Annotated in this window: 21 protein-coding genes; 15 read left to right on the top strand and 6 right to left on the bottom strand. The window is 59.1% G+C overall.

The genetic code is table 11. From position 1 onward, the window contains the following. Positions 1-45: 45 nt before the first annotated feature. The 3 genes from RFER_RS13140 to RFER_RS13130 are packed head-to-tail and all read right to left on the bottom strand — an operon-like array spanning position 46 to position 5,078. Positions 46-3,246 (bottom strand): efflux RND transporter permease subunit, encoded by a 3,201-nt coding sequence (locus RFER_RS13140; protein WP_011464885.1) that lies wholly within the window; start codon positions 3,244-3,246, stop codon positions 46-48. Between the two features lie 3 nt (positions 3,247-3,249). Next, positions 3,250-4,380, bottom strand: coding sequence for an efflux RND transporter periplasmic adaptor subunit (locus RFER_RS13135; RefSeq protein ID WP_011464884.1), 1,131 nt, complete (start codon positions 4,378-4,380; stop codon positions 3,250-3,252). Then, the gene (locus RFER_RS13130) at positions 4,377-5,078 is read right to left on the bottom strand and encodes a TetR/AcrR family transcriptional regulator (protein WP_011464883.1); all 702 of its coding nucleotides are present in this window, start codon (positions 5,076-5,078) and stop codon (positions 4,377-4,379) included. The genes RFER_RS13135 and RFER_RS13130 overlap by 4 nt, the downstream gene beginning before the upstream one ends. 162 nt (positions 5,079-5,240) lie before the next feature. On the opposite strand from RFER_RS13130, the gene msrA reads away from it, so the two are divergent. Beyond that, the gene (gene msrA, locus RFER_RS13125; RefSeq protein ID WP_011464882.1) at positions 5,241-5,783 is read left to right on the top strand and encodes a peptide-methionine (S)-S-oxide reductase MsrA; all 543 of its coding nucleotides are present in this window, start codon (positions 5,241-5,243) and stop codon (positions 5,781-5,783) included. 21 nt (positions 5,784-5,804) lie between these two features. Here the strand turns inward: msrA and murI are convergent, their stop codons facing one another. Beyond that, entirely contained in the window at positions 5,805-6,620 is an 816-nt protein-coding gene (murI, locus tag RFER_RS13120; RefSeq protein ID WP_011464881.1) for a glutamate racemase, read from the bottom strand. Between the two features lie 134 nt (positions 6,621-6,754). Beyond that, entirely contained in the window at positions 6,755-7,561 is an 807-nt protein-coding gene (locus RFER_RS13115; protein ID WP_011464880.1) for an IclR family transcriptional regulator, read from the bottom strand. 333 nt (positions 7,562-7,894) lie between these two features. On the opposite strand from RFER_RS13115, the gene RFER_RS13110 reads away from it, so the two are divergent. From RFER_RS13110 to RFER_RS13060, 11 genes are all read left to right on the top strand, one after another. Further along, positions 7,895-10,015 (top strand): 3-hydroxyacyl-CoA dehydrogenase NAD-binding domain-containing protein, encoded by a 2,121-nt coding sequence (locus RFER_RS13110; protein ID WP_011464879.1) that lies wholly within the window; start codon positions 7,895-7,897, stop codon positions 10,013-10,015. A 20-nt stretch (positions 10,016-10,035) separates the two neighbouring features. After that, positions 10,036-11,217 (top strand): acetyl-CoA C-acyltransferase, encoded by a 1,182-nt coding sequence (locus RFER_RS13105; protein WP_011464878.1) that lies wholly within the window; start codon positions 10,036-10,038, stop codon positions 11,215-11,217. 11 nt (positions 11,218-11,228) lie between these two features. Beyond that, positions 11,229-12,437: an acyl-CoA dehydrogenase family protein gene (locus RFER_RS13100; RefSeq protein WP_011464877.1), complete on the top strand. Its 1,209-nt coding sequence runs from the start codon at positions 11,229-11,231 to the stop codon at positions 12,435-12,437. A 10-nt stretch (positions 12,438-12,447) separates the two neighbouring features. Then, a complete protein-coding gene (locus tag RFER_RS13095; RefSeq protein ID WP_011464876.1) occupies positions 12,448-13,593 on the top strand; it encodes an acyl-CoA dehydrogenase family protein in 1,146 nt (381 codons plus the stop codon). Then, positions 13,590-14,396 (top strand): oxepin-CoA hydrolase, alternative type, encoded by an 807-nt coding sequence (locus RFER_RS13090; protein ID WP_011464875.1) that lies wholly within the window; start codon positions 13,590-13,592, stop codon positions 14,394-14,396. Before RFER_RS13095 ends, RFER_RS13090 begins: the two co-directional genes overlap by 4 nt. Before the next feature lie 59 nt (positions 14,397-14,455). Continuing rightward, the gene (locus RFER_RS13085; protein WP_011464874.1) at positions 14,456-15,664 is read left to right on the top strand and encodes a CaiB/BaiF CoA transferase family protein; all 1,209 of its coding nucleotides are present in this window, start codon (positions 14,456-14,458) and stop codon (positions 15,662-15,664) included. Positions 15,665-15,898: 234 nt separating this feature from the next. Beyond that, the gene (locus RFER_RS13080; RefSeq protein WP_041792240.1) at positions 15,899-17,068 is read left to right on the top strand and encodes an ABC transporter substrate-binding protein; all 1,170 of its coding nucleotides are present in this window, start codon (positions 15,899-15,901) and stop codon (positions 17,066-17,068) included. A gap of 82 nt (positions 17,069-17,150) precedes the next feature. Continuing rightward, positions 17,151-18,023: a branched-chain amino acid ABC transporter permease gene (locus RFER_RS13075; RefSeq protein ID WP_011464872.1), complete on the top strand. Its 873-nt coding sequence runs from the start codon at positions 17,151-17,153 to the stop codon at positions 18,021-18,023. Beyond that, entirely contained in the window at positions 18,020-18,973 is a 954-nt protein-coding gene (locus tag RFER_RS13070; RefSeq protein WP_011464871.1) for a branched-chain amino acid ABC transporter permease, read from the top strand. The genes RFER_RS13075 and RFER_RS13070 overlap by 4 nt, the downstream gene beginning before the upstream one ends. Then, on the top strand, positions 18,960-19,673 hold the full coding sequence (locus RFER_RS13065) for an ABC transporter ATP-binding protein (protein WP_011464870.1): 714 nt from the start codon (positions 18,960-18,962) through the stop codon (positions 19,671-19,673). Before RFER_RS13070 ends, RFER_RS13065 begins: the two co-directional genes overlap by 14 nt. Next, positions 19,666-20,367, top strand: a complete 702-nt coding sequence (locus RFER_RS13060; protein ID WP_011464869.1) for an ABC transporter ATP-binding protein — start codon at positions 19,666-19,668, stop codon at positions 20,365-20,367. Before RFER_RS13065 ends, RFER_RS13060 begins: the two co-directional genes overlap by 8 nt. A 130-nt stretch (positions 20,368-20,497) precedes the next feature. Here RFER_RS13060 and RFER_RS13055 read toward each other — a convergent pair whose 3' ends face one another. Then, on the bottom strand, positions 20,498-22,048 hold the full coding sequence (locus tag RFER_RS13055; protein WP_011464868.1) for a fumarate hydratase: 1,551 nt from the start codon (positions 22,046-22,048) through the stop codon (positions 20,498-20,500). Between the two features lie 120 nt (positions 22,049-22,168). On the opposite strand from RFER_RS13055, the gene nhaA reads away from it, so the two are divergent. The 3 genes from nhaA (at position 22,169) to RFER_RS13040 (ending at position 26,175) form a co-directional block, all read left to right on the top strand. After that, a complete protein-coding gene (gene nhaA / locus RFER_RS13050) occupies positions 22,169-23,350 on the top strand; it encodes a Na+/H+ antiporter NhaA (protein WP_011464867.1) in 1,182 nt (393 codons plus the stop codon). 111 nt (positions 23,351-23,461) lie between these two features. Further along, on the top strand, positions 23,462-25,459 hold the full coding sequence (acs, locus tag RFER_RS13045; RefSeq protein ID WP_011464866.1) for an acetate--CoA ligase: 1,998 nt from the start codon (positions 23,462-23,464) through the stop codon (positions 25,457-25,459). A 287-nt stretch (positions 25,460-25,746) separates the two neighbouring features. Then, entirely contained in the window at positions 25,747-26,175 is a 429-nt protein-coding gene (locus tag RFER_RS13040; protein WP_166485720.1) for a hypothetical protein, read from the top strand. Positions 26,176-26,431: the final 256 nt, after the last annotated feature.

Genomic DNA, 26,431 nt, shown 5'->3' with positions numbered 1-26,431 from the left:
TACTCCTGGGGGTATGTGAGGGATGTTAACAGATTCTGCAAAATTTTACCCGGCGCCGGCTTCGTCGGTGCTGTTATCAGCACCCCAGCGGCGCCGCAACCATTGCGCCAGATCATCCATGTAGCAATACACCACCGGCACCACCACCAAAGTCAGCAGGGACGATGTGATCACGCCGCCAATAACAGCCTGGCCCATGGGGGCGCGCTGTTCGGAGCCTTCGGTCAGCGCCAGGGCCAGCGGCAGCATGCCGAAGATCATCGCCAGCGTGGTCATCAGAATCGGGCGCAAGCGCACTTTGGCCGCCATCAGCAGCGCCGCACTGCGCTCCAGGCCATCCTCGCGGGCACGGATGGCAAAGTCCACCAGCAAGATGGCATTCTTGGTCACCAGCCCCATCAGCATCACGATCCCGATCACCGAGAATATCGACAGCGTCGAGTGAAACATCAGCAGTGCCAGCACGACGCCAATCAGGGTCAGCGGCAATGCCGTCATCAGGGCCAGCGGCTGGAAGAAGCTTTTGAACTGGCTGGCCAGAATCATGTAAATGAAGACAATGGCCAGCACCAGCGCCGAGATCGCATAGCCAAATGATTCGGCCATGTTTTTGGTGGAGCCACCAAACTGGTAGCGGTAGCCCGGTGGGAAGTTGACGCTCTCCAGCGCGCTCTTGATGTCGTTGGAGACTTCGCCGGCCGAGCGCTGATAGACGTTGGCGTTGACGGCCACTTCACGCGTCATGTCACGCCGGTTGATCTGATTCGAACCGGTTGACTCGTGCACCGTGGCGACCTGGTTCAAGCGCACGATGCGCGCGCTGCCGTCGGCGTTGGCGCCGAGCGTGAACGGCAAGCGCTGCAGATCGTCTGGACTGTTGCGCGCCTCGGGTGCCAGGCGCACGTTGACGTCATAGGTCTGGTCATCGCTGGCACGCCAGTTGCCCACCGTCTGGCCCGCCACCAGCGTGCGCAGGGCGCTGGCGATCTGGCCAATGCTCAAGGCCAGGTCCGACGCCGCGTCGCGCCTGACCGTGACATTAAGTGTTGGTTTGTTAGGCTTGATACTCGAATCCAGGTCCACCAGGCCGGGAATGGGCCGCACCTTGTCAAGCACCAACCGGCTGATGCGTTCAAGCTCTGTCTGATCCGGACCCTGCAAGGAGAACTCCACCTGTTTTTGCCCACCCACCGGGTCCATCAGGCCAACGTGCGTTACCGTGATGCCCGCGACCTGCTTGAGGCGTTGGCGCAGCATGTCTGAGAGCTCATTGACATTGCGGCTGCGATTCTTGCGATCCACCAGGCGCACGTAGACGCTGGCGTAACTCTTGCCCACGGCGGCTCCGGTGTTGATGGTGGCGAGCGTGTAACGCACCTCGGGGTAGGAGCGCACGATGGCTTCCACCTGTTTCGTCCTGGCCTCCGTCACTTCCAGTGATGAGCCCATGGGTGTGTAGAAATTGAGCGTCGTTTCGGAGAAATCGGCCGCTGGCACAAACTCGGTGCCCAGCAGCGGCACCATGAAGATACTGGCAACAAAGATGGCGAGTGCTACAAAGAGAGTCTTGAGCTTGTGCACCAGTGCCCAGCCCAGAATACCCTGGTAACTATCGATCAGCACTTCGGTCGCGTGGTCAAACCAGCCGGTGACCCGGCCAATGGTCTTGTCGTAGAACGTGACCGGCTGGCGCGGCGTGCCGTCCGCGTTGAGACCATGATGGCGGTGCGCCTCAATGCTGGGGTCGTTCCAGATGCTTGAGAGCATCGGGTCGAGCGTGAAACTGACAAACATCGAGATCAGCACCGCCGCCACGATGGTGACGCCAAACTCATGAAAAAACTTGCCAATGATGCCGCCCATGAAACCAATGGGCAGGAACACCGCCACGATTGACATCGTCGTTGCCATGACGGCCATGCCAATTTCTTGCGTGCCGTCCATGGCCGCCGGAAACGCTTTCTTGCCCATTTGCACGTGGCGCACGATGTTTTCGCGCACCACAATGGCGTCGTCAATCAGCAGTCCGACACACAAGCTCAGGGCCATCAAGGTCACCATATTGATGGTGAAACCAAACAGGTTCATGAACAGGAACGTGCCAATCAAGGCAATTGGCAGGGTCAGGCCGGTAATGATGGTGGAGCGCCACGAATTGAGGAACAAAAACACGATCAGGATGGTCAGCAGCGCGCCTTCAAACAAAGTCTCACGCACGTTGGAGACCGACACCCGGATTTGCCGTGAGCCGTCGGTCACCGGCTCCAGCCGCACGCCGGGGGGCAGTTGCGTCTGCATCTCGGCCAGGGTTTGAGTCAGTCCGTCAATCACGCCAATGGTGTTTTCGTCCTGTGATTTCTGCACGCTGAGCAGGAGCGTGCGTTGGCCGTTGTACAGCGCCAGACTGTCGGTTTCCTGGGCGCCGTCAACCACCCGCGCGATCTGATCCACGCGCACCGGCGCACCGTTTTTGCGTGCCACAATGATCTTGCCAAAGTCCTCCGGGCGCTGCATGCGGGCTTCGATTTGCACCACGCGCTCTTGCTCCAGCGAGCGAATCGCTCCCATCGGCAGGTCCTGGTTTTCGTTGCTGACCGCAGCGACGACCTGCTCGCTCGAGATGCCAAATGCTTCCAGTGCTTGCGGCTGGAGGTAAATATTGATTTCACGTTTGGTGCCGCCCACCACCGTCACCGAGCCGACACCACGCACATTCTCCAGGCGTTTTCTCAGTGTCTGGTCTGCCCAGTTGGTCAACTCGACATCGCTGAGGACCTTGGCTGCGCTGTTTGCGCCCGGTTTTGGTGTATCAGGCAACACGGCCACCGACCAGACGGCGCGGCTACTTGGATCAAAGCGCAACACCCGTGGCTCCTTGACCTCGGTGCGCAGGGTCGGGCGCAGCAGGGCGACTTTCTCGCGCACGTCGTCAGCCGCCTTGCGCCCGATGATGTGCAACTGGAATTCGATGATGACCACCGATTGGCCTTCATAACTGCGTGAGGTCAGCGCGTTGATGCCTGCGATCGAGTTAACACCTTCTTCAATTTTCTTGGTGACTTCGCTCTCGACAATTTCAGGTGAAGCGCCGGGATATTCGGTGGTGACCACCACCACTGGAAAGTCAACGTTGGGAAATTGGTCGACTTGCAGACGTTGGTAGGAGAACAGACCCAGCACCACGATAGCCAGCATGACCATGGTGGCAAAGACCGGGTTTTTCAGGCTGACGCGAGTGAACCACATGGTCTATTTGCCGCTCTGGATGATTTTCACGGTACTGCCTTCGCGCAGCGTGCCGATTGAGCCGATGATGACAGTGGCACCCTCGCTCAGTCCCTTGATGGCGACCATGGTTTGGCCGTTGACCTCACCGCGCGCACCGAGTTGGACGTTCTGGTGGCTCACCTTGTTGTTGCTCACCACCTGCACATAGGCTTGCGGTTTGTCGGTGCGCACGGCGCTCAAAGGCAGCGCCAGCGTTTGCAGGTGGCCGGTGCCCAGGGTGCCCTGTGCAAACAAGCCCTGGCGCAGGCCGGGCGTGGCGTCCACGGCCAAATAGACCAGCACGGCGCGACTGCCGGCAACGGCGCTCGGGTTGATGCGCACCACTTGGGCCGTGACCGGCTTGGCTGCGCCTTCGATTTGGAGCACGGCACTTTGGCCAATCCTGACGTCCAGCGATTCGGCGGCGCTCAGACTGGCTTCGAGTTCCAGGTGGTCGAGATCGACAATTTCCACGATGCGGGCTTCGACCGCGATGCGCTCGCCGTTCTGCGCCAGTCGCTGTGAAACCAGTCCGCTGATGGGCGCACGCAGCACGGTGTCTTCGATTGATTTGGCGGCGATCTCGGTGCTCGCTTGGGCCGCCTGGTACGTGGCCTCGGCAGCGGCAAGGCTGGCCATCGAAGTGTCAAGCGCCGTTTTGGAAATAAAACCTTGTTCTACCAGCGAGCGGTTGTTGTCAAAGTTGCGCCGGGCAATGTCGATCTGGGCCTTGGCGGCTGCGGCAAGTTGCTGTGCCTGGAGCACGCGCGACTGGTATTCCCTGGCATCGATGCGTGCGATGACTTGCCCGGCCTTGACGCGCTCACCCTCGCGTACGGTGAGGCCCTGCAATTCACCCGGAACCCGGGCTTTGACGACGGCGCTGTTGACGGCCTTGATCGCGCCCGAAATTGCGAGTCCCTGCGCCAATTCAAGAAGTCTGACTGGGACCAGATCGGCGCTGCCCAGTTCGACCACAGTTTGCGTGCGCTGAGCCGCCTGGGTTGCCACCGTTTCTTGTTGCGTCTTGCGCTGCGACAAGGCACGCCACACGCTGGTGATCAGCAGAACGACCACCAGGGCGGCCAGCGCCCATTTCAACCAGGATTTCATGATGCAGTATTTTTCTGTGACAAAGGAGGAGGGGTCTGGCGAATGCTCAGACCATTGAGAATGGTTTCAGCCTGCAGGGCAATGTAGTCTTCGGGAACCAACTGGGCGCCCGCATCGCAGCAAGCGCCCAGCGAATGTTTCCACATGGCCAGAAACAACATCGGGGCCAACACAATATAGACCCCGTATTTCATGTCGATGGCGCGGAACTCGCCGCGGTCGACGCCGCGCTGCAACACGCGGCCAATCAGCGCGTGGCCTGGTTGAATGACCTCGTGCTCGTAGAACGTCGCCAGTTCCGGAAAGTTGCGCGCCTCGCTCATCATCAGCTTGGTGATGCCCGATGCCTTGGTTGACCCGATATGTTCCCACCAGGCGGTGAGGCAATAACGCAGCATGTCGGCCGAGCTGCCCTGAAAATTTTCGAACTCGGCGTTCCACTCCTCGAAGCGGCCCGAAATGTTTTCCCGCACCACGGCTTTGAACAACTCTTCCTTGCTGGCGAAGTAAATAAACAGCGTGCCTTTGGAGACGCCCGCCAGTTTGGCCACTTCTTCAACCCGGGTCGCAGCAAAGCCTTTTTCTACAAATAATTCCAGCGCGGCAGCCAGCAATTCGCCCGGGCGCGCGTCCTTGCGCCGCTCGTGCTTGGCGTGTACACAGGATTGGGCATCGGAATCGAAGTTTTTGACGGGCATGAAGTTAATGACTAGTTGGTTATTAATGTAATCATTGCGCCGTCGAGTGTCAATGGGTGCGCTTGCATAGGGGCGGTTACGGCCCTGTTCGTGGCATCAATGTCGGCTGCCGGGTAATATGTTCCGGGTTACGCCAGTTCCAAACAAATGAGGAGATAGGCCATGTCAAAGCCCCTGCAAACCATCACTCTGGGCGGTGGTTGTTTTTGGTGTCTCGAATCTGTTTACGTCCATGTCAAAGGCGTCACGGACGTCGAGAGCGGTTACAGCAATGGCCATGTCGTGCAGCCCGACTACGAGCAGGTGTGCAGCGGCGACACCGGCCACGCCGAGGTCGTCAAGCTGGTGTTTGACCCGGCCCAGATCAGCCTGCGCGAGATTCTGGAAATCTTCTTTGTCATCCATGACCCCACCACGCCCAACCGTCAGGGCAACGACAGTGGCACGCAGTACCGCAGCGGCATCTATTTTTCGACGCCGCAGCAGGCGCAGGTGGCGAAAGACCTGATCGCCGAGATGAGGCAAAGCGGCGTTTACCAGCAGCCCATCGTGACTGAAGTTCTTCCGCTCGCGAATTACTGGCCCGCCGAGGAATACCACCAGGATTTCTTTGCCAAGAACCCGCACCAAGGCTACTGCCTGGCCGTGGCCGCGCCCAAAGTGGCCAAGTTCCGCAAGACGTTTGCGCGCCTGGTGGCGGACTGAACGGGGAGCATGGTTGGGCGCTCAGATCGACACCGAAATCACCTGCTCGTCCAGACCCAGCCAGTGGTGGGCGGCATGGCGCAAGGTGCTGGGGTCACCGGTGCTGAGCAGTCGGCACGCGCCGGGCGTGTCAGCGCTGGACGGGCTGGGCAGCAGGCGCCGGGTCTGACGCGCCACCGCCTCACCGGTATCGATCAGTTGCACGCTTGACCCCAGCAACTGGCGCAGGGTGTCGCTGGCAAACGGGTAATGGGTGCAGCCCAGCACCAGCGTGTCGATTTCCCCTTCATTTATGCCAAATCGACCTATAGCCCCCGTGTAATAAGCACATAGCGCTATTGTTTTGGTAGTATCTTGTCGCTCTATGGCGTCTGCCAGACCGTCGCAGGGTTGGCACATGAACTCCGCCTGACCAGCCAGCGATGCCACCAGGGTGCCAAATTTGGCGCTGCCCAGCGTGCTTCGTGTCGCCATGACGCCGATGCGTCGGGTCTTGCTGAGCGCCAGCGCTGGTTTGAGGGCCGGCTCAAGACCAATGATGGGGAGCAGGGGATGCGCCTGGCGCAGCGTGGAAATGGCAGCCGCCGTCGCGGTGTTGCAGGCAACGACCAGCGCCTGGATGTCGTACTGCGCCAGCAGGTGCGTCGTGATGGCGCTGGAGCGGGCGATGACATGAGCCTCATCGCGTTCGCCGTAGGGTGCGTGGCCGCTGTCGGCCATATAGACAAAGTCCTCGCGCGGGAGTTCGGCGCGCAGGGCCTTGAGGATGCTCAAGCCTCCGATGCCGCTGTCAAACACCCCGATTGGGCGTTTTGAATAATTGGGTTCAGTTGGCAATTTCAGATGACCCGGTCAGGTTTGAGAGGATTTGAGACTTCACTGTGAATGATGAGGGTGCCCAAGGACGGCTTGGCCTGTCAGGGGTCGATGTTATGTCCAAAGAGCGGATTTCACACTCATGTGACAGAACACTATGAATGACGCCCCATGCTCACTTCCACGTTGTGGACCAGTTGTACCAAGCGTGGTCCGAGATCATTCATCAACGCATCACGCGGCAATAAGAAGGCCGGGCCGCCGCAATTGAAAGCCATCATTTCTTCGCCATTCGGGTCGATCAATGGCACACCCACTGCATTTATATTGGATTCCCAATCGCCAACTGCGATGCAGAAACCGTGGTCTTGGTAGTCCTTGAATGCTTGTTCCAGACTGGCCTTGATTTGCGGCCATTTTTCTTCATTCTCCAAGCGGATGTGATCCATCAGGAAATCACGCTCGGTCTGCGACAGCGCGCACAGCAGGGCCTTGCCCATCGCCGTCGTGGCGATGGGGATGCGTGAGCCAACATCTCGCCGAAGCGTGACAGCCGAACTGCTTCGGCAGGTTTCGATATACACCATGTCAAGGCGATCGCGTATGCCTATGGCGACACTGGCCTGGGAATGCTCAGCAAGTTCCCTCATCGCGGGACGAGCCAGCTTGCGAACATCGAGATTCGAAAGCAAGGAGTTGCCGAGGGAAAGTACCCCCGAACCAAGGTGATATTGCCCTCGATCGTCTGAAAAACCGAGATAGCCGAGCTTGGTGAGCGTATAGGTGAGCCGCGAAATGGTCGGTTTCGGCATCCCGGTGCGCTTTGCCAACTCCGTGTTGCTCAGGTACTTCTCTCCCGGGAGAAAACAACGCAGTATCTCCAGTCCTCGCGCCAAAGCGTTCACGAATTGCCGATCTTTGACTACCGTGTCATCGCTAAACGTCTGAATCTGATCTTCCATGTACCGGCTCCATTAATTTGTGTCGCAGCAGATCGCGATTTCAGGTAAGCAGGACTGCATATTTGCATACTTGGAACCCTATTGTCAATATTTTGCGGACGGTGATTTCGCAGAGCGGATTAAGTAGCGTCTGAACCAGTTAACAACCACAGCTTTCTCGCCTGGATGGCAACAAGGAACAGACCCGCATTCAAAGCAAAGACAGGCTGCTCTCATCACAAGAACCGAAATTTTTCACATCATCAGCGAAAAATAAGGTATCGTTCGCCTCAAACATGTTTTGCGAACGTGTGTTCCGCTATGCGAACCAATGTTGATTTGGAGACATCTGATATGAGCCAGGACCCGTCCACCGAAGTCGTCGCCCGCGAACTGCGCGGCAACATTCTTCTCGTCATGATCAATAACCCGCCGGTCAACGCGCTGGGTGTGGCCGTACGGTGCGGCATCGTGGCGGCGATCGACGCAGCCGATGCAGACCCAGCCGTCCAAGCGGTGCTCATCATCGGGACAGGACGCAACTTCATCGCAGGCGCAGATATCCGTGAGTTCGGCAAGCCGCCACTGCCGCCGTCATTGCCCGATGTCTGCAACCGGATTGAAGCCTGCAGCAAGCCCGTGGTTGCAGCGATCCATGGCGCTGCTTTGGGTGGTGGACTGGAGATCGCGCTCGCGGCCCACTACCGGTTGGCGGCGACTGATGTCAAGCTCGGACTACCCGAGGTTCAGCTCGGCCTGATGCCGGGTGCGGGCGGCACGCAACGCACACCACGTTTGATCGGTGCAAAAGCCGCCCTGGACCTGATGCTCAGCGGCCGCCACATGGGTGCCGAAGAAGCGCACGCGCTCGGTTTGGTTGACCGGCTGGGACACAGCAATGACATCCTCGCCGATGGACTGGCGTACACGCAGGAATTGCTGGCCACGCACGCCCCGGTGCGCCGCACGCGCGATGCCCAGGCGCTTTCCGACCGGCAGGCGAACCGTGCCAGCATCGAGGCCGTGCGCGCTGAAACAGGCAAGAAGTCACGCGGCCTGTTCTCACCGCTGAAAATTGTCGAGGCGGTTGAGGCGGCGCTCGACAAGTCTTTCGACGAAGGCCTGCGCATTGAGCGCGAGCTGTTCCTGCAATGCCTGGACAGTGCGCAGCGCGCCGGACTGATCCACGCCTTCTTTGCCGAGCGTGAAGTGCTCAAAGCGCCCGAGACTCGCAACACGAAGCCACGCGCCATCGCGCATGTCGGCGTGGTCGGCGGTGGCACGATGGGCGCCGGCATCGCGGTGGCGGTACTCGATGCGGGCCTGTCTGTCACGATGATCGAGCGTGACGAAGCGGCGCTGGCACGCGGGCATGCCCATATTGAAAAGGTCTACAACGGTCTGATCGCCAAGGGGCGCATGACCACTGATGCCAAGGCCGCCAACCTGGCGCGCTTCGTCGGCAGCACCTCGTACGACGCACTCGCGCCAGCCGATATCGTGATCGAGGCAGTGTTCGAGGACATGGCGGTCAAGCAGGCTGTTTTCGCCGAACTCGATCGCGTGTGTAAACCTGGTGCGGTGCTGGCCACCAACACGTCCTATCTCGACATCGACGTCATCGCCGCCAGCATTTCACGTCCAGCGGACGTCGTGGGTCTGCATTTTTTCTCGCCCGCCAACATCATGAAGTTGCTCGAAATCGTGGTCCCGGCCAAGGTCTCGGCGGACGTCGTGGCCACCGCATTTGAACTCGCGAAAAAGCTGCACAAGGTGCCGGTGCGGGCCGGCGTGTGCGACGGCTTCATCGGCAACCGGATCCTCGCGGCTTATCGCATGGCGGCCGACTACATGATGGAAGACGGCGCCTCGCCCTACCAGATCGACCAGGCCGTGCGAGACTTCGGTTACCCGATGGGGCCGTTCCAGGTGTCTGACCTGGCCGGCGGTGACATCGGCTGGGCCACCCGAAAACGCAAGGCGGCCACACGCGATCCGCGGGCACGTTACGTGCAGATTGCCGACCGCATCTGCGAGCGTGGCTGGTTCGGCCAGAAGACTGGCCGCGGCTACTACCTGTACCCCGAAGGCGCGCGCACCGGAACGCCCGACCCCGAGATTGAGGCCATCATCGATGCCGAGCGCGCGCGGGCCGGCATCACGCCGCGCAGCTTCACCAACGAAGAGATCATGCGCCGCTACATGGCCGCGATGATCAACGAAGGCGCCAACGTCGTGCATCAGCGCATCGCGCTGCGCCCGCTCGACGTGGACGTGACCTTCCTGTACGGCTACGGTTTTCCGCGCCATCGCGGCGGCCCGATGAAATACGCCGACACGCTGGGCCTGCCCAAGGTGCTGGCCGACATCCGCGAGTTCGCCAAAGAAGACCCGTTGTTCTGGCAGCCCTCGCCGTTGCTGGTCGAGCTGGTCGAACGCGGCGCCAATTTCGACAGTCTCAATAAATCCGAATAACCACGTTTCAGGAACACATCATGCGCGAAGCCGTCATCGTTTCTACCGCCCGCACGCCGCTGACCAAGGCGCACCGGGGCGAATTCAATATTACGCCTGGCGCCACGCTCGCAGCCTTCGCGGTGCGCGCCGCGGTGGAGCGCGCCGGCATCGACCCCGCGCTGATCGAGGACGCGATCCTCGGTTGCGGGTATCCGGAAGGCGCCACCGGCCGCAATGTGGCGCGTCAAGCCATCATCCGCGCCGGCCTGCCGATCACGATTGCTGGCGCCACGGTGAGCCGCTTCTGCGCCTCCGGGCTGCAGGCCATCGCGATGGCGGCGGGACGCATCATCGTCGAGGGTGCACCGGCCATGATCGCGGGCGGCGTCGAGAGCATCTCGCACATCCGCACCAGGCAGGATGGTGACAGCGGCATGGACCCGTGGATTGTCATGCACAAGTCCGAGCTGTACCTGTCGATGATCGAGACTGCCGACATCGTGGCGACCCGCTACGGAATCGGGCGTGAGGCCCAGGATCGCTTCTCGGCCGAGAGTCAACGCAAGACCGAGGAGGCGCAGCTTGCCGGCCGTTACCGCGACGAGATCGTTGCCTGTACCACCACCATGTCAGTCACCGACAAGGAAACAGGCGTCGCATCCAAGCGCGAAGTCACGGTGGACGCCGACACCTGCAACCGTCGCGGTACCACCTATGAGGGGCTGGCCAAGCTGGCGCCCGTCATGGGGGCTGACAAGTTCGTGACCGCAGGCAACGCCTCGCAACTGTCCGACGGCGCCTCGGCCTGCGTGATGATGGAGGCCAAGGAAGCGGAGCGCGCCAACCTCCAGCCGCTGGGTGCCTTCCGTGGCCTGGCGGTTGCCGGCTGCGAGCCCGATGAGATGGGAATCGGCCCGGTGTTCGCAGTGCCGAAACTGCTGGCGCGCCACGGTCTGAAGATGGACGATATCGATCTGTGGGAGCTCAACGAAGCTTTCGCTTCCCAGTCGATCTATTGCCAGCAGCGGCTCGGCATTCCCGATGAGCGGCTCAATGTCAATGGTGGTGCGATCTCCATCGGGCATCCCTTTGGCATGACCGGCGCGCGCCTCGCAGGCCACTTGCTGATTGAAGGAAAACGGCGCGGTGCGAAATACGGGGTTGTCACCATGTGCATCGCTGGTGGCATGGGCGCCGCCGGTCTGTTCGAGATTTATTGAGGAGAGCTGACATGGATTTGAATTTCACCCCGGAAGAAGAAATTTTTCGCAATGAAGTGCGCACTTTCCTGGCCGACAAACTGCCGGCCCGCCTGTCCGACAAGGTCGCCAATGGCAAGCACCTCTCCAAGGCCGACATGCAGGAATGGCATGCGATCCTCAATACACGTGGCTGGCTCGCAAACCACTGGCCCGTGGCGTATGGCGGCCCGGGCTGGAGCGCGGTCGAGAAATTTATTTTCGAGCACGAATGTTGCCTCGCCAGCGCGCCGCGCATTGTTCCTTTCGGTGTCAACATGCTGGGGCCCGTCCTGATCAAGTTTGGCAACGAGACGCAGAAGCGTCACTGGCTGCCGCGCATTCTCGACGGTTCCGACTGGTGGTGCCAGGGTTACTCGGAAACTGGCGCGGGCTCGGACCTGGCGGCGGTCAGCACCACCGCCCTGCGCGGCCACGATGCACAGGGTGATCACTATATTGTCAACGGCCAGAAGGCCTGGACCACGCTGGGCCAGCACGCCAACATGATCTTCTGCCTGGTGCGCACCAATCGCGAGGCCAAGAAACAGGAAGGCATCAGCTTCCTGTTGATTGACATGACGACACCCGGCGTTGAGGTGCGCCCTGTCATCACCCTCGACGGTGTGCACGAAGTCAACGAGGTATTTTTCACCGACGTGCGCGTGCCGGCCGAAAACCTGGTCGGCGAGGAAGACAAGGGCTGGACCTGCGCCAAATACCTGTTGACCTACGAACGCACCAACATCGCTGGCGTGGGCCTCTCCGTGGCGGCGCTTCAGCGACTCAAGCGTATCGCTGCACAGCAGATGCGCAACGGCCGGCCTTTGGCAGAGGATCCGTCGTTTGCAGCCCGTATGGCGCGTGTTGAGATCGATCTTGAGAACATGAAGACCACCAACCTGCGCATGATCGCGGCTGTCGTGGGTGGTGGCGTGCCAGGGGCCGAGAGCTCGATGCTGAAGATACGCGGCACGCAGATCCGACAGGAGATATCGTCGCTGAACCGGCGCGCCATGGGGCCTTATGCGCGACCTTTTATCACCGAGGCGCTGGAAGACGATTACACCGGCATGCAAGTCGGCCCCGAGGCTGCAGCCAGCGCGGCGGCACTCTACTTCAACAACCGCAAGCTGTCGATCTTCGGCGGCTCCAATGAAATTCAGAAAAACATCATCTCCAAGATGATTCTTGGACTGTGAGGGCACGAACATGAACTTCGAACACACGGAAGAACGGCGCATGCTGGCCGACAGCCTGAACCGCTTCATCGCCGAGCAATACAGTTTTGAGGCACGGGATCGCATCGCCCAATCGGCTCATGGCTTCAGCCCCGAGATATGGCAGCAGTTCGCCGAACTGGGCGTGATCGGCGCCTTGTTTCGCGAGACCGATGGCGGCTTCGGCGGTGCCGGTTTCGACATCGCCGTGGTCTTTGAGGCGCTTGGTCGCGGACTGGTGGTTGAACCGCTTCTCGGCAGCGCGGTGCTGGCGGGCGAAGCGATCGCCGCTGCGGGCAATGATGCACAAAAGGCGGTGCTGGCCGACATCATTGGCGGCACCACCATCGCGGCTTTCGCGCATGACGAACCGGACACGCACTACGAGCTGGCCCGGGTGCTGACCCGCGCCGAACGCAGTGCCAATGGCTGGGTGCTGAACGGCGCCAAGGCGGTCGTGTTGCAGGGCGAGCGGGCCGACTTGTTTGTCGTTTCGGCCCGCACCGCGGGCGCGGTCGGCGACGAAGCCGGCATCTCACTGTTCCTGGTGTCTTCGAAAGCTCCGGGCCTGGTGGTGCGTGGCTGTCCGACAATCGACGGTGGCCGGGTCGCCGAATTGAGCTTGAACGGCGTGGCCCTCGACCCCGGCGCGCTGCTGGGCGTCGAGGGGCAGGGATTGGCCGCTTTGGAGCGCGCCATCGGCCGTGGTGTGCTGGCCTTGTGTGCCGAGGCGCTCGGTGCCATGGAGGTGGCCAAGGCAGCCACGCTCGACTACCTGCGCACGCGCAAACAGTTCGGGGTCTTCATCGGAAGTTTTCAGGCGCTGCAGCACCGCATGGCAGACCTGCTGCTGGAGATCGAGCAGGCCCGCTCAGCCGTGATCAATGCCGCCGCGGCGCTTGATGATGCGGACCGACTGACGCGCGAGCGCGCGCTGTCGGCTGCGAAGGTCAGCATCGGGCGAATCGGCGCGCTGGTGGCCGAAGAGAGCATCCAGATGCATGGCGGCATCGGAATGACCTGGGAGTTGCCATTGGCCCACTACGCCAAACGCCTGATCATGATCGATCACCAACTCGGCGACGAAGACCATCATCTACAGCGTTTCATCGCTCTGGGCAGGCAGACGGCGGCATGAGCACTGCCGTATTGAGCCGACAGGAAGGCGCGGTCCGCATCCTGATCAACAACAACCCGGCCAGGCGCAACGCCATCACGCCAGGACTGTATGCCGAGTTGCCGGCGGCGCTGGCCGAGGCACAGGCAGATGCCGGGGTTCGTGCCATCGTGCTGACCGGCGCTGGTGATTTCTTTTGCTCGGGAGGTGACCTGAACCAGCTTGCCAAGCGCCGCGCGATGGCACCCGCACAGCGGCGCGAGCGGCTGGAAGGCCTGCACGATTTGATCCGCGCCATCCGCAATTGCAGCAAGCCGGTGATCGCCGCCGTTGAAGGTGGTGCGGCGGGTGCCGGGCTGTCGATTGCGCTCGCTTGTGACATGCTGGTGGTGGCGCAAAATGCATTCTTCTCCGTGACCTACGTCAAAGTCGGTCTGACGCCAGACGGTGGTGTCACCGCATTCCTGTCAGAGTTCGTCTCGCGCCAGATGCTGACGGAGATGTGTCTGACCGGCGACCGCATCACGGGCGAGCGTCTGCACGCGATGGGAGCCGTCAACAGACTTGTTGAAAAGGGCGCAGCACTGGATGAGGCCGTCGCCTTGGCCGAGCGACTTGCCACTGGCCCGGCGCGAGCAAGCGCGCGAATCAAGATGCTTTGCGCGAATGCATTCGGTGCCGATCTGGATACCCAAATGGAGCTTGAAGCGCAGTTGATGGTCGAGTCGCAAGGTGACGATGAAGCAGCCGAAGGCATTGGCGCTTTCCTGGACAAACGCACGCCGGATTTCGTCGCGCTGAGCGCTGCGCCGCAAGCGCATTGAGGCCGATCACTGCCGTCTGTTGCCACTGTAAAAGAACTTTTTGAATCATTGAAATAGTCATGCCGAACACAAATTCTTCGCTACCGCTTGCGGGTGTGCGCGTTCTCGATTTTTCCCGCGTCCTGGCGGGCCCCTGGTGCGGCATGGTGCTGGGGGATCTGGGTGCAGAAGTGATCAAAGTCGAGCACCCTGAACGAGGCGACGACACGCGCGATTGGGGCTTGCGGATCGGTTTGACCGAGACCGCCTACTTCAATAGCGTCAACCGCAACAAGCGATCAATCACCCTTGACCTGCAGACCGCCGATGGCCAGGAAATTGCGAGTGAACTCGCAGCGAAATGCGATGTCGTGATTCAGAATTTCAAATTCGGTGGCATCGAGAAAATGGGGCTCGGTTATGAGCAGCTGAGCGCGCAGCATCCGGAATTGATCTACTGTTCGATCACGGGCTACGACCGCAAGGGGCCGGAAGCCGCTCGCCCCGGCTACGATCTCGTGATTCAGGGCGAGGCCGGGCTGATGGCGCTCAATGGCGAGGCCAATCAGCCACCGTTGAAGTTCGGCGTGGCCGTGGTCGACATGCTCACCGGCATGTATGCCGCCCAAGCCATCCTGGCCGCGTTGTTTGAGCGCCAGAAGACGGGTCAAGGGCGGCACATTGGCATGGCGCTGTTTGATTGCGGGCTGATGATCACGGCCTACTACGGACTGGAAGCGCTACTCAAAGGTGAAGATCCGCCACGTTACGGCAACGAGCATCCATCCATCATGCCCTACGGCGTCTACGACGCGCAAGACGGGCCGGTGGTGGTTGCGTGCGGCAACAACAGCCAGTTCACGCGGTTTTGCAACGATGTGATTGAGCGCCCCGATCTGGAAGCCGATGAACGTTTCAAGACCAACCTCGGCCGCTCCGCGAACCGGGCGATTTTGGTGCCCGAGATCAGACGCGAAATTGGAGCCAGGAAGCGCAAGGACTTGCTCGATCGGCTGACCCGCGCCGGCATTCCCTGTGGAGAGGTGGCCGGCCTGCACGAGGCGCTCACCTCGAAACGAGCGATCGATGCGGGGCTCGTGACAACCCTGCCTCACCCCGATGCTGGCAGCGTGAATGTACTGGCACCGCCCTATCGCTTCGATGGTGTGCGCTTGCCCGTGCGGAGTGCGCCCCCCCGATTGGGAGAGGGTACGAAGCAGGTTCTCCAGACGCTGCTCGGGCTGTCCGACGAGAAGATATCCCAGTTGGAGGCAAGCGGCGTCGTTTGACGTCTCTGGTGGATGCCATATCACCGCCTTGAAAGGAGTACAAGATGTTCAATGGATAGATAAAAAATGGCTTTTCTACCCTGGTCCTGTGCACTGGTCATGAACCGGCTATGCAAGGAATAGACAAGCAAAGAAAAGATACCGGCATGTTGGCTGTAGCGCCCGCCGTGTGTGCAACCGAGTCCTCAAAAGGACGCGAGCGAAATAATTAAACTAACTAGTGAGACGGAAATGATGAAGAACACTTGTAAAAGCATAGGACTGGCGGCATTGGTAGCTTGTGGGCTGGGACTGTCCACTGCCCAAGCGGATGAGCTGCTGGTTGGTGTTGAACTGCCCCTGACTGGCACCCTGGCCCGCGTCGGAGCCGGGATGCATGAAGGCATCATGGTTGCTGCCGATGTCTTTAACAAGACCAACAGCAAGCACAAAATCAAAATTATCACCGTCGACAATGAGTCGGCACCGGCCAAGGCCATTGCGGCAGTTGAGAAACTGGCTAGCCAAGGTGTGGTTGCCATTGATGGCGGCTACGGCTCGAACAATATCGCACCGGCTTCAGATGCTGCCAGCAAGCTTGGCCTGGTTTATGTCACATCAGGCGGCGTCGATGACAGTCTTGTGAACAGCGGCCGCAAGAATTTCTTTCGCATCAACAATTCCGCCGGGTATCAGAAGGCCATGGTTGGGCTGCTGGGCGATTTGAATGTCAAGTCTGTATCCATTTTGTATTCGACCAAAGAGGCGACTGCTGGTCTTGCCAGCGATCTTCAAAAAAGTTTGACGGCCAAAGGCGTTACCGTCGTAGCCCACGCCTTCGATCCCGCGATGACCGATTTCAAGCCGATCATCAACAAGGTGAAATTGCAGGATAAATCCGAAGTCATCGCGATGATCGGTTACGAAAATGACTACGTTGGCATTCTTCGTGCTGCGCGGGTGCTGAAGCCTAACGTCAAGGCGATGGTCGGAGTCTGGTCTTTGGCAACGCCCAAAATGGCCGCAGATTTTCCTGACTTGATGCCCAACGTTTATGGCACCGCTGTACTGCCGTTTCCTGCGGAGTTCAAGACGGCTGAGGGTAAATCCTTCAACGATACCTATCAGAGGCTGTACAAGAAGGAGCCTGACTACCTGGGTCAGTTCGGCTATGTTCAATCCATGTTGCTGTTTGATGCCATCGCTCGCGCTGCAGACAAAGGCACGCTGAAAAAAGATGGCGTAGCCGAAGAGATGCGCAAGACCGATAGCGAAACCTTGATTGGCCGCGTTCAGTTCAGCAGCAACGGCGACAACGTGAATTTCAGCCACCGCATGGGTCAGCATCAAGGCAAAAAGATCGTCATAGTCTGGCCCAAAGCAGACGCAACCGGCAAGGCCAATTTCCCGGGCGTGCCCTGGTAAATAAATTTCCGGGGATGGAGGAGTTGACGCATGCTGTGGCGCTGGCTCCTTCGCGCTGAAAATAAATCAACGAAATGACGATATGACGGAATTGATACTTCAAGCGCTTTACTCAGGGGTGCTACAGGGCGGCTCGTACGCTTTGATAGCGCTCGGATTGGCGCTGGTTTTCGGTGCAATGAAAGTGATCAACCTGGCACATGGAGAACTCGTGCTGTTGTCGGCTTACGTTGCCTACTCGGTGGAGTCGGGCCTGGGCTGGAATCCGATTTTTGCCATACCCATTGCGCTGGTGGTGGTCTGCCTAGCATCGGTGATGGTTTACTTCGTGGTCGGGCGCATCAAAAAAGACCGGGAGATCAATTCGTTAATCCTCACTTACGGCATTGGCGTGATTCTCACCAATTTGATTCTATTGATCTGGAAGGCGGATGTGCGCTCAACCGGCTCCACCTGGCTGCAGGAGGCCATTGTCATTGGTCCCTTTTACAGCATGCGAAGTGAGGTGCTGTTCTTCATCGTCAGTTTGGTCATGATGGGCGGGCTTTGGTGGTGGCTGTCCCGCAGCTGGTACGGTCGTGCCGTGCGCGCCGTGTCGAGCAACCGTGATGCCGCCAAACTCATGGGCATTGATCCCGGCTACACGGAGTTGGTGTCATTCGTCGTGGCAGGCATTCTTGCGGCCGTTGCGGGCGTTGCGCTATTTAGTTACGGAGTCGTTAGCCCTGCCTATGGCAGTGTACTGACGGTCAAGGCATTCATCATCACCGTACTGGCTGGCATCGGTTCCATACCCGGTGTTCTGATCGGCGCCGTGCTGCTGGGCGTCGCTGAAGCGTTGACGGTCACGCTGGCGAGTTCGGCCTTGCAGGAACTGGTGGGTATGGGATTATTTCTTCTTGTTCTGTTCGTCATGCCGAGCGGACTTTTCGGTGCGAAAGGACGGCGAGGATGAAACTCAACAAAATGATTATCGCCATGCTTTTGGCCGTATATATCGCAGTGCCACTGGCATTCGGCAGTGACAATTATGTGATGAGCCTGGTGGTTGCTTCCATGGTGATTGGCGGTATCGCGCTATCGTGGGCATTGCTGGGTAACCTGGGTGGAATGGTCAGTTTCGGGCACGCCGCGTTTTTCGGCGTCGGTGCTTATGCCTCCGCCATTTTGAGCATGAAGTTTGGCGTTCCCGTATTGATTTCGATACTGCTGGGTGGTGTTGGCGCCGTTATTGCGTCGCTGGCCATGCTTCCGGTGTTGCGCTTAAGAGGTCCTTATTTTGCGTTGGCAATTCTGGCCTATGCGCATATCTTCCGGATTCTCGCAACCCAGTGGACTTCGGTGACCGGTGGTTCTGGCGGTTTGTCAAATATCCCACGGTTGCCCGAAATATTCGGGTACGACTTCAGTAGCAAGACCGGTGGCTATTTGGTCATCCTGACCATCGTTCTGGCGTTCGCTGCGGTCTATCAATATATTCGCGGCAGCCATTACGGCTTGGCATTGCGCGCGATGCACGAAAGCGAGGATGCAACCCGGGTCGTGGGTGTCAACAGCACTTTGCTCAAGGGACTCATGCTGCTGGTTTCCGCATTCATGTGCGGCGTGGTCGGTGCCTTTAACGCCCATTACATCAACTTTCTTGAGCCAGATTACGCCTTCAGTGGTCTGTGGGTCACGATACCCATCGTGGCGGCCATATTTGGTGGTTATCGCACCATTACCGGGCCGATTGTTGGGGCAGTTGTCGTGTATCTGATTGATCAATTGATTTTCAAGAACATCATTCCATCAGGCCACCAATTGGTACTGGGTGTGCTTCTGGTAGCGATGATCGTCTTTAGCCCTGATGGCTTGCTTCCTTTGCTGCGCAAGTTGACGAGGAGAACTCATGTTGCAGCTTAAAAATGTATCGGTCCGTTTCGGAGGCCTTACCGCGGTCAATAACGTGACGCTCGCTGTCGGGACGCAAGACGTGGTTGGCCTGGTAGGTCCCAATGGGGCGGGGAAGACCACATTATTCAATGCCATTTCCGGTTTGGTTCGTCCGACCAGCGGCGAGATCACATTTGACGGAGCAGATGTGATGCGTGCGCCGATGTACAAGCGAGCAAGGATGGGTATCGGGCGTACATTCCAGGTGCCGCAACCCATGCATGAACTCACGGTGAGGCAAAATTTGGCGGTGGCGCAGCGCTTCGGCACAGGCAGCGTTGATCAGAAGAAGATCGACGAGATTCTTGAGTTCACCAGTCTTGCCGGGAAGGCAGCGCGCAATGCCGCAACCGAGCTGGCGCTGACTGAATTGAAAGCACTGGAGGTGGCCAAGGCATTGGCGACCAATCCCAAACTGTTATTGCTTGATGAAGTGTTCGCGGGTCTCGAGACGACAGGCAAGCGGCACTTCATGAGCATGCTCAAGAATCTGCACGACAAATTTTCCGTCGGCATCATCATCATCGAGCACGATATCGAGACCATCAGCAACTTGTGCCAACGGGTGGCTGTACTTAACTTTGGTGAGCTAATCGCCGAGGGCACGCCTGAAGAAGTATTCCGTGATCCGGCGGTCATCAAAAGCTACACGGGAGGTGGGCATGCTTGAAGTCTCTAATGTTCGCGCTGGTTATGGCGCAATCAATGTGCTGTGGGACGTGTCGCTGACTGTTGCCCGTGGTCAACTGACCACCATCATCGGCCCCAATGGTGCCGGAAAAACGACATTGCTGCGGGCCATCATGGGCCTTCTCCCTGTGTCGCAGGGTGAGGTGAAGCTGAACGGGAAAACCTTGAGTGGCACGCCAACCTGGAAGATGGCAGACGTGTCCCTGGCCATGATTCCTGAAGGCCGAATGACTTTCCGTGACATGAGTGTCGAAGAAAATTTGATCATGGGCGCTTTCCCGAAGCAGCATCGTGCACGCGTTCAGGAAAATTTGGAAAAGTCCTATCAGATGTTTCCCCGTTTGAGTGAACGACGCAGACAACTGGCCGGTTCTCTGTCTGGCGGCGAGGCCCAAATGCTGGCGATGGCGCGTGGGCTCATGGCCGATCCCCAGTTGCTTATCATCGATGAGCCTTCACTTGGCCTGGCACCGGTACTGGTGAATGAATTATTTGAGATTCTTGCGCGACTCAAGGAGGGTGGTCGAACCATTGTTCTGGTTGAACAAAATACGCACAGAGCCGTCGCTGTGGCGGATCATGTTTACTTGATGCAAAGCGGGAAAGTAGTTCTGTCGCAGCCGGCCAATGAGGTGAGTCTTGACCACCTGCATGATCTGTATTTCGCACGGTGACCGTTAGTCGACTCGTTGCCGGCATCCTTGCCTGTCATTGGCCCGAGAAAACGCTCCTCAGTGGGTCAACCCACCATGGGGAGCGTTGCTCAAGAGCTTCTTCTTTGCGTTTCCGGTCCAGTTCTGGCCGTCAGGCGCTAGCGACTTCGATGCCCTTGAATTCGCCGCTGGCAATGCGCTTTTGCCATTCCGCCGGGCCGGTGATGTGGGCGCTGGTGCCGCCTGCATCGACTGCCACGGTGACCGGCATGTCCACCACGTCGAATTCATAAATGGCTTCCATGCCGAGATCGGCAAAGCCCACCACCTTGGCGGTCTTGATCGCCTTGGACACCAGGTAGGCGGCGCCGCCGACGGCCATCAGATAGGCGCTCTTGTGTTTCTTGATGGCTTCAATGGCGACCGGGCCGCGCTCGGCCTTGCCGATCATGGCGATCAAGCCTGTTTCAGCCAGCATCATCTCGGTGAACCCGTCCATGCGGGTGGCGGTGGTCGGGCCGGCCGGGCCGACCGCTTCGCCCTTGATCGGGTCGACCGGGCCAACGTAGTAAATCACGCGGTTGGTGAAATCGACCGGCAGCTTTTCGCCCTTGGCCAGCATGTCCTTGATGCGCTTGTGGGCGGCGTCGCGGCCAGTCAGCATCTTGCCGTTGAGCAAGAGTGTGTCGCCGGGTTTCCAGCTCGCCACTTCTTCCTTGGTCAAGGTGTTGAGATTGACCTTTTTGCTCTTGACGTAGTCGGGCGTCCACTGCACATCGGGCCAGGTGTCCAGCGAAGGGGGTGTCAAATAGACCGGGCCGCTGCCGTCCATCACAAAGTGCGCGTGCCGTGTGGCGGCGCAGTTCGGAATCATGGCGATCGGTTTGCCTGCCGCGTGGGTGGGGTACATCTTGATCTTGATGTCCAGCACGGTGGTCAGGCCACCCAGGCCCTGCGCGCCGATGCCCAGCGCGTTGACCTTGTCCAATAGTTCAATCCGCAAGGCTTCGGTTTTTGTCAGTGTTTGTCCAGCAGCGGCTTTGGCCTGCAGTTCGTGCATGTCCAGGTTGTCCATCAGGCTCTCTTTGGCCATCAGCACGGCTTTTTCTGCCGTGCCGCCAATGCCGATGCCCAGCATGCCGGGCGGGCACCAGCCGGCGCCCATGGTGGGCACGGTCTTCAGCACCCAATCGACCACCGAGTCATTGGGGTTGAGCATGTACATCTTGCTTTTGTTTTCACTGCCACCGCCCTTGGCGGCCACCGTAACTTCGAGCTTGTCGCCGGGCACGATTTCGGTGAATATAACCGCGGGTGTGTTGTCTTTGGTGTTCTTGCGTTCAAACTGCGGGTCCGCCACCACACTGGCGCGCAGCGGGTTGTCGGGGTTGGTGTAGGCGCGGCGCACGCCTTCGTTGATGGCGTCGTCGAGGCTGCCGGTGAACTCGCCCCAGCGCACGTCCATGCCCACTTTCAGGAACACGTTGACGATGCCGGTGTCCTGGCAGATCGGGCGGTGGCCTTCTGCCGACATCTTGCTGTTGGTCAGAATTTGCGCAATGGCGTCTTTGGCCGCCGGGCTTTGTTCACGCTCATAAGCACGCGCCAGGTGCGTGATGTAGTCGGCCGGGTGGTAGAAGCTGATGTATTGCAGGGCGGCGGCAATGGACTCGATCAGGTCATTCTGGCGGATGGTACTCATGATGCTTTGAAACCTCAGGTAGTTAAAGGGAATATGAAGCGGAGTTGCGCAATTGGTGACAATGAGTACAAGTTTACCCCTCTCAAATGGCCGCTGGCCCAGTCGGCAACACCTTCACCCATGCTCAAAGTTATTGCCCGCCGCATCGATCAGTTCATCAATTCACAGTCGGCCGGTGGCGTGCTGCTGGCTCTGTCTGCATTGGTTGCGCTGGTGATCAGCAATTCACCCTGGCGCTCTTATTACCAGCAGTTCTTGCAGATTCCCGGCTCGGTGAAGATGGGTGCAGACTGGCTGCTGCTATCAAAGCCGATGCTGATCTGGATCAATGATTTGTGGATGGCGGTGTTCTTCTTCCTGGTCGGCCTGGAGATCAAGCGCGAGTTGCTCAACGGTGAATTGGCTTCGCTCAAGCAGGCGATGCTGCCGGCCGTTGCCGCGCTGGGCGGCATGGCGGTGCCAGCGCTGATTTATGCCGCCATCAACTGGGGCGAGCCGGTGGGCTTGCGCGGTTGGGGGATCCCCATGGCCACCGACATTGCGTTTGCCTTGGGGCTTTTGGTGCTCCTGGGTAGCCGCGTGCCGACCTCCCTCAAGGTGTTTTTGACGGCGGTCGCCATCATTGATGACCTGGGCGCCATTTTGGTGATTGCATTTTTTTACACGGATAACCTGTCGCCCACCATGCTGCTGGCAGCTGGACTTGGCGCGCTGGTGCTGCTGGGGCTGAATCGGGCCCGGGTGATGGCGGTCGGGCCGTATGTGGTGGTCGGGCTGGTGATTTGGGTTTGCGTGCTCAAGTCGGGTATTCATGCCACGCTGGCGGGTGTGATCACGGCGCTGGCGATTCCGCTGGCAGATGGCAAGGGCGGCTCACCACTGGAACGAGCTGAGCACGCCCTGCAGCCATGGGTGGCATTCCTGGTGTTGCCGGTGTTTGCCTTTGCCAATGCGGGTGTGTCATTGCAAGGGGTGACGCTGGCTACTTTGACCCAAACGGTGCCGCTGGGCATTGCGTTTGGCTTGCTGATTGGTAAACCCATCGGCGTTTTTGGTGCGTCCTGGTTGTTGATCCGCTTGACCGATGCGCAGTTGCCCGATCAATGTCGCTGGAGTCAGTTTTTTGGGGTCTGCGTATTGTGTGGGGTGGGCTTTACCATGAGCCTGTTCATTGGTTCGCTGGCGTTTGAAGGGGCTGATGCGGCGTATGAAGTCCAGGTCAAAATCGGCGTCCTGCTGGGGTCATTGCTCAGTGGAGCGGCCGGTGTCGCGCTGCTGTTGGCAAGCCGCAAAGCAGTCTGACCCAACTGCGGGGTCGGACAGCTTGTTTCGTTCGGTTGAGGCACGTCAGTGGCCTGTAAGTGCCAGGATTCACATTTACGCCTTGCATTTTTAACAAGAGGAGACCTACCCATGAGTTCACCATCAACCGCCGTTGAATCCACATTGGTTGAAAACCGTGTTTTCCCGCCGAGCGAGGCGACCGTCAAGGCCGCGCGCATTTCCGGCATGGACGGCTACAACGCGCTGTGCGCCGAAGCCGAGAAAGATTTTGAAGGCTTCTGGGCTCGCCTGGCACGCGAAAACGTGGTCTGGACCAAACCTTTCACCAAAACCCTCGACGAGTCCAATGCACCGTTTTACAAATGGTTTGAAGACGGTGAACTCAACGCTTCGGCCAATTGCCTGGACAAGCACATGGGCACGCCGGTGGAGAATAAAACAGCCGTCATTTTTGAAGCCGACGACGGTGTCGTCACCAAGACCAGCTACAAGGAGTTGCTGGCCCGCGTCAGCCAGTTTGCCAACGCACTCAAGGCCCATGGCATCAACAAGGGCGACCGCGTCCTGATCTACATGCCGATGTCACTCGAAGGTGTGATTGCCATGCAGGCCTGCGCCCGCATTGGTGCCATCCACAGCGTGGTGTTTGGCGGCTTTTCGGCCAAGGCGCTGCAAGAACGCATCATGGATGCCGGTGCGGTGGCCGTGGTCACGGCCAACTACCAGAAGCGCGGCGGCAAAGAGCTGCCCTTGAAATCGATTGTGGACGAAGGTTTGGGTCTGGGCGGCTGCGAGTCGATCAAGACGGTCTTTGTGTACCAGCGCGCCACCACCGCCTGCAATATGGTGGCCGGGCGCGACGTCACGTTCACCGATGCATTGGCCGGGCAAAGCACCGAATGCGCGCCGGTGGCGGTGGGTGCCGAGCATCCCTTGTTCATTCTTTTCACCTCGGGTTCCACGGGCAAACCCAAGGGTGTGCAGCATTCCACCGGCGGCTTCTTGCTGTGGGCCAAGCTGACGATGGACTGGGTGTTTGACCTGCAGCCGTCCGATGTGTTCTGGTGCACCGCCGACATCGGCTGGATCACCGGCCACTCCTACGTGGCCTATGGGCCGCTGGCAGCAGGCGCCACGCAAATCATATTTGAAGGCATCCCGACCTACCCGAATGCCGGTCGCTTCTGGCAGATGATCGAGCGCCACAAGTGCAGCATTTTTTACACCGCGCCGACTGCCATCCGTGCGCTGATCAAGTCGGCCGAGTCCGATGCAAAAGTTCACCCTGATCGCTCGGATCTGTCGAGCCTGCGCATCCTGGGCACGGTCGGCGAACCGATCAACCCCGAAGCCTGGATGTGGTACTACAAACACGTCGGCCGTGAGCGTTGCCCGATTGTGGACACCTTCTGGCAGACCGAGTCCGGCGGCCACATGATTTCGCCGCTACCCGGTGCCACGCCACTGGTTCCGGGCAGCTGCACCTTGCCACTGCCGGGCATCATGGCGGCCATCGTGGACGAAGCGGGTCACGATGTGCCCAATGGATCGGGCGGCTTGTTGGTCGTCAAGCGCCCCTGGCCGTCGATGATTCGCACCATCTGGAATGATCCGGAGCGCTTCAAGAAAGGCTATTTCCCGGATGAGCTGGGTGGCACGGTTTATCTGGCGGGGGACGGCGCGGTGCGCAGTGTCGATCGTGGTTACTTCCGCATCACCGGCCGCATCGACGACGTGCTCAACGTCTCAGGGCACCGCATGGGCACGATGGAAATCGAGTCGGCGCTGGTTGCCAAGACCGATCTGGTGGCCGAAGCTGCCGTGGTCGGGCGCCCGGACGATATGACCGGTGAGGCGATTTGCGCCTTTGTGGTGCTCAAGCGTCCGGTGCCCACCGGTGACGAAGCCAAAGCCATTGCCAAGGAACTACGCGACTGGGTGGCCAAAGAAATTGGCCCGATTGCCAAACCCAAGGACATCCGCTTTGGCGAGAACCTGCCCAAGACCCGTTCCGGCAAGATCATGCGCCGCCTGCTGCGCTCATTGGCCAAGGGCGAGACCATCACCCAGGACACCTCCACGCTGGAGAATCCGGCGATTCTGGATCAGTTGGGGCAGACTTACTGAGGATGACTTGTTGCTATGTTATTTGCAGCTACTTGCGCCCGTACTACGGGGGCTACAGACTGAAATGGCATAAATCATCCTGCTGACAAAAGCCCGCTTTGCGGGCTTTTGTTTTGGCAGCGTGGCGCGCCATGTTGCGTTTGATTGAAGCTTGGCTAGACGTGGTGGCGAGTTTCCCGTTTGTCCGGGTTTTACTACGCTGTTGGCCGAAGAGAACCTGTAAACCCAATTGGGGCGCGACCCTATAGGAGCCGATCCACTAGTGCCGGGCGGCTACCCACGCCATCATGAAGACAGACGTTCCACGGACCGATTCTTTGACAACCAACAAATCATTGCACCTCTTAATACTGTATTTTTATTCCCATGCTTCTTTTTTAAAGCGGCTTGGGGCGGACTCGATGACAAACTTAACGTTGAAAGCGTCGGTGATGTTGTTGCCGTTCGCTGCTTTGGTGAGTGTGGCCGCTTATGCGCAGCCCCCCGATCGCACCCCCTTAAGGGCGGTTTCGGTGGCAGAACTCAAGGCGAACTACCTTGAATGTGAGCAACTGGCATCGAGCGCCCTCTTGGATTTCAGCGCGGCCGTCGAATGCTCCATGGTTTCGGAGGAGCTTCTCAACCGCGGTTTTGGTGGCAGCTTCAAGCAGCTGCTGGAGTGGTGGCGTAGCGCCCGGAACAATTGCACGCTGGATGCTGGCTGTAAAACACCATGATCGATATTCGGAAACGAGTCGGCCATGATATTTAGCTCGATGATCAGGCCGGCCGAGCAACCGTGGTTGTGCGATTGCCCACGCTGCATAACCGCCGCTCAATCATTCCGCCGCGAATTGCAATATCAATGTTGGACATGACCTGACCGCATGAGTGTTACATCGGTTGGGCCAACAGCCTAGTCAAACCAGTTTGTCCCGCAATTTCCACAGTTTGTCCACAGCTTTTAAAGGGCTTGTGCCCAGCTTTTCATTC

The sequence above is a fragment of the Rhodoferax ferrireducens T118 genome (assembly GCF_000013605.1).
Lineage (GTDB): Bacteria > Pseudomonadota > Gammaproteobacteria > Burkholderiales > Burkholderiaceae_C > Rhodoferax > Rhodoferax ferrireducens.
Note: the sequence above shows the minus strand (reverse complement) of the source record. Positions and strands in the feature narration are given on the sequence as shown.